Annotated in this window: 4 protein-coding genes; 1 reads left to right on the top strand and 3 read right to left on the bottom strand. The window is 61.6% G+C overall.

From position 1 onward, the window contains the following. Positions 1–483 (top strand): MucR family transcriptional regulator (locus MKK82_RS01715; protein WP_243984457.1); only part of this gene is annotated, 483 nt, incomplete at its 5' end. Between the two features lie 535 nt (positions 484–1,018). Here MKK82_RS01715 and MKK82_RS01710 read toward each other — a convergent pair. The 3 genes from MKK82_RS01710 to MKK82_RS01700 form a co-directional block, all read right to left on the bottom strand. Continuing rightward, positions 1,019–1,198 (bottom strand): hypothetical protein, encoded by a 180-nt coding sequence (locus MKK82_RS01710; RefSeq protein ID WP_243984456.1) that lies wholly within the window; start codon positions 1,196–1,198, stop codon positions 1,019–1,021. Between the two features lie 106 nt (positions 1,199–1,304). Continuing rightward, positions 1,305–2,660 carry an ABC transporter substrate-binding protein gene (locus MKK82_RS01705; RefSeq protein ID WP_243984454.1) on the bottom strand — a complete coding sequence of 452 codons (1,356 nt, stop codon included), beginning with the start codon at positions 2,658–2,660 and terminating at the stop codon, positions 1,305–1,307. A gap of 559 nt (positions 2,661–3,219) precedes the next feature. Further along, on the bottom strand, positions 3,220–3,649 hold a 430-nt coding region (locus MKK82_RS01700), incomplete at its 5' end, for a tyrosine-type recombinase/integrase (protein ID WP_243984452.1).

Below are 3,649 nucleotides of genomic sequence, written 5' to 3'. Positions count from 1 at the left end.
ACCGATTATACCGGTCTGACGACGAACCTCGTCTCAGCCTACGTGTCGAACAATCGTGTGCCGCCAGCGGAGCTACCAGCCTTGATCGCCAGCATGCATGCGGCGCTTGGCGGGCTTGGGCGAGGTAGCGAAACCCAGCCTCCGCCATCCCAGAAGCTGACTGCCGTTCAGATCCGCAAGTCGATCACGCCAGACGCGCTGATTTCGTTTGTCGACGGCAAGCCGTACAAGACGCTCAAGCGCCATCTCACCAGCAATGGCATGACGATCGAGCAGTACCTGCAGCGCTACGGCCTGCCACGGGACTATCCGATGACAGCCCCCAATTACTCGACGATGCGCGCCGAATTAGCTCGGGGTAGCAGGCTTGGCCACAAAGGCAGGATGGTCACTCCGGAAGCTGTCGAGCCCGCAGAGACCGTCTCCGACAAGCCGAAGCGGGCTGGTCGGCCGCGGAAGGCCCAGGAAGCTGCTAAGGTGTAGGATACTTGCGGGCTATGGATCCTGCCCAACGCTCGCTGGAAGATTACGGCGAGGATGACCGGCTGCGACAGACACCTAAAATCGGCTTTGCACCTATAGCCACACCCGCGTCTGCCTTCCAACGCTGGCGAGCATCTGCGGCACAAGGGTCGTTATCGACCCAGACCTAGCAAGCTAAATATCCGTCGTGGAAGCGCGCTAACTTGTGGAGGCCGGATCAGCTTAGGGTCGGCTTCATCCTGCTGCTTACGGCTTGGATCTTCCTTTGCGCATAGTTCATCGTACTGATCTAAAGCTGTTGTTAGTCCATTGGGATAACTAATCCCATATTCCTGTAGGGTATGCAGGGCACCGGCCAGTGCTTCGGCTTCAATCCTGGAGACCGGGCGACCCATGGCACGGGCGCGCACGACTTGGTTCGCCAACTCTCCGGTCAGTCGCAAAAGCTTGTCAGCTTGATCCTGAGCAATAGCTCTCATTGCGGTTCTGCCTGCTGAACACCGGGAGAATGAGCGTCTGGTTGAGTACCCGGTGCCTACTGCCTGAACATATTGCGCAGCGCTTGTTCGAGCCGGTCGACAAACTCGACCGCCAAGTCGTGGCGCGCTTCGCGAACACCATTCTGACGTTTGCTTCGGGTTCTTACCTTGCCGTCTGAGCCGAGCGACAACGGCTGCTTACGGTCATCTCGACGTCGATCTTCGTCGTCCGACATACGCAACTCCTACACGCGTGATGACCGGCCAGTCTATTGAGCTAAACCCCGTCCGAAACTGACGCGCCGCCTATGCGTTTACTCCCAAGGTGTGTGCTGTTATCTCCTACTGCAGGCCCACCACGACGAACTTCCCGTTCTCGTCGAGCTGGGTCCCCCAGATCATGTGCGAGGCTTGATGCTCGCTTTGATCAAACTTTAGCGGCGTCCCAAGGCCCAGGTCGAAGCTCCCAAGCCCTTCCAGCGCATCTGCCAGCGTGTCGCCATCGACCTTTGCTCCCGGCGTCGCTGCGATCCGCCGCGTCGCCTCGATCACGATCTTGGCGTTGATGTAAGCCTCCAGCGACACGTAGTCCGGCTGCTCACCAGGGAAGTACTTGGCCAGCAGGGTCTTGAAGTTCAGCACGGCCTTCGAGTGGCCTCCCACCGCCGGCGCGACCTGCGTGATCAGTACGCCCGTACCGAGGTTCGGCCCGACCATGGCGAGTTCCTCGGCCAGTGCTGTAGCGCCCACCGCAGACACGTCGGTGTAGATCATCTGCGGATAGAGCGACCGGGTGAGCTTGATGAACTCGGCCGCTGGCCGATACAGCGCCGCCATGACGATTGCTTTGGGCTGAGGCCTACGCGTCCGCAGTGCGGCGACCGCGCCGGCTACGTCGATGGTGTTGCGCTTATAGGTGAGCTTCAGAGGCGGCGGCTCATACCGCCCCTGGATCGTGCGCAGCGCCTTGACGACACCATCGTAGCCAGCCTCTCCAAAGGGATCGTCCTGCGCGAACACCACGATCTCGCGCGGCTTCAGCCCGCGCACGTTCACGAGGTAGCGGACGACGGCCTCGGTTTCCTCGGCGTAGCTCGGCCTGTAGTTGAAGACGTAGCGGTCGGGCGGAACAGCACGTACGAGGTTCGAGCCGGTATAGGCGCCGAAGAACAGCAGCTTGTGATTGAGCACCCAGGGCAAGACCGCCGCCGCGGTCGGGGTGCCGAAATTCCCGACGAAGCCCACGACTCCGTCCTTCTCGGCCATACGCTGCACGAGGGCGGGCGTGCGCGTCGGCTCGTAGCCGTCGTCGGCGGTAATGAGCTTGAGTCGGTATGCGCCGATCCCACCACCATCGTTAGCGGCGTTGAAGGCGGTCTCAATGCCGATCGCGAGTTGACGACCGAATTCCTTGTTCGCGCCGGAGAACGGGGCGATCAGGCCGAAACGCACCTCACTTTTCTCCGCGGTAGCTCGACTGTACGCTTCGCGGTTACCGTCGCTGTCTGGCGCACGCGGCAGAGGAGACGGATTGACAGCCGGTGGCAGAGGTGGCGCCGGAGGATCCTTGTTATCGCGTGTCGAGGCGAACCGCCCTGCCCTGGGTTGCTGCGACTGCGCGCCCGCCGGGTCAGCAGTAGAGATCGCCGTGGCGATGCTGATCATCAGGCAGCTAATGGGGACGATCGCGTTCGACATGCCCATCCTCCCCACATGTCGGTTGCCGAAGAAACCTCGGACTGTCTGGCGTGGCCCTTCTACGTAGGTAGAGCCAGCCCAGGAGCGCCGCTGTTGCAGCAAGACCGCCGAGCAGGGCGGTACCGAGCAGCAAGGCCGTGTTGAGGTCGCACACGGATTTGAGGCCGAGCGCGGGCATAAAAGCGAAGTTCGCATGCGTGTTCGGCACATATGCCTCTTGCCGCGAAAACGGGTTTCGAACCTTGATCTATGCGGGTCAACGCAGTAGCTAATTGCATGTCGCAGTGCGTTATGTCGTAATTTTCATAATGACTACTGATTTGATGACGAATATGTAACAACTTGAGCGGGTTGGATCGCCAATTCAGGACTGAAATCACAATAATGGAATTGAGTAGCTCGTTGCGTATTGAGTTCGCGTGCGGCGATGGTTCTCCCTAATTGCTGTTGAGTGTGTCCCTCCGTCACACTACCTAGGCCCCGCGCTGAACTCTCAGACGGCCGCGCATGCAGCTACCAGCCGATCGTGGCAGGAAGAGCTGAAGCTCAGTCTGCCTTACTAAAGGAACCCGCTCCCCGAGTGCCCCTTGAAGGCGTTCGCCCGCCGGATGTAGCCGACGACCGTCCGCGGATCTCGATGGCCAGACTGATCCATGATGCGGGCAAGATCTGCCCCACGCTCGGCCGCAGTCGTGATGTAGCCCGCCCGCAGGCTGTGCGCCCCGAAGGTCGACGCATCGAGCCCCGCGGCCGCGCAGTAGCCCTGGAGGATGTTGGCGACGGATCGGTCTGTGAGGCGTGCGGGCTGCGCCGCGAGCTGCGCGCAATTCCCCCGCACCCGCCCCGATCGCGACACCGGCCGGAACACCGGACCCGCCGAGATCCCGGCCGCGTCGAGCCATTCCCGCACGAGCGCCACCGGCCGGACGAACCGGCCGTGCGGGATCGCCTTCTCGAACCCCCTGCCCTCCTGGTCGACCTTGGACCGG

Source organism: Methylobacterium sp. E-046 (genome assembly GCF_022829625.1).
Lineage (GTDB): Bacteria > Pseudomonadota > Alphaproteobacteria > Rhizobiales > Beijerinckiaceae > Methylobacterium > Methylobacterium longum.
The sequence above is the reverse complement of the archived record's forward strand: the minus strand, read 5'-3'. Positions and strand labels throughout refer to the sequence as shown.

What these genes read in the sequence shown, in the direction of transcription:
- MKK82_RS01710 (WP_243984456.1), bottom strand. Translation starts at nt 1,198, where the DNA reads ATGTCGGACGACGAAGATCGACGTCGAGATGACCGTAAGCAGCCGTTG.
- MKK82_RS01705 (WP_243984454.1), bottom strand. Translation starts at nt 2,660, where the DNA reads ATGTCGAACGCGATCGTCCCCATTAGCTGCCTGATGATCAGCATCGCC.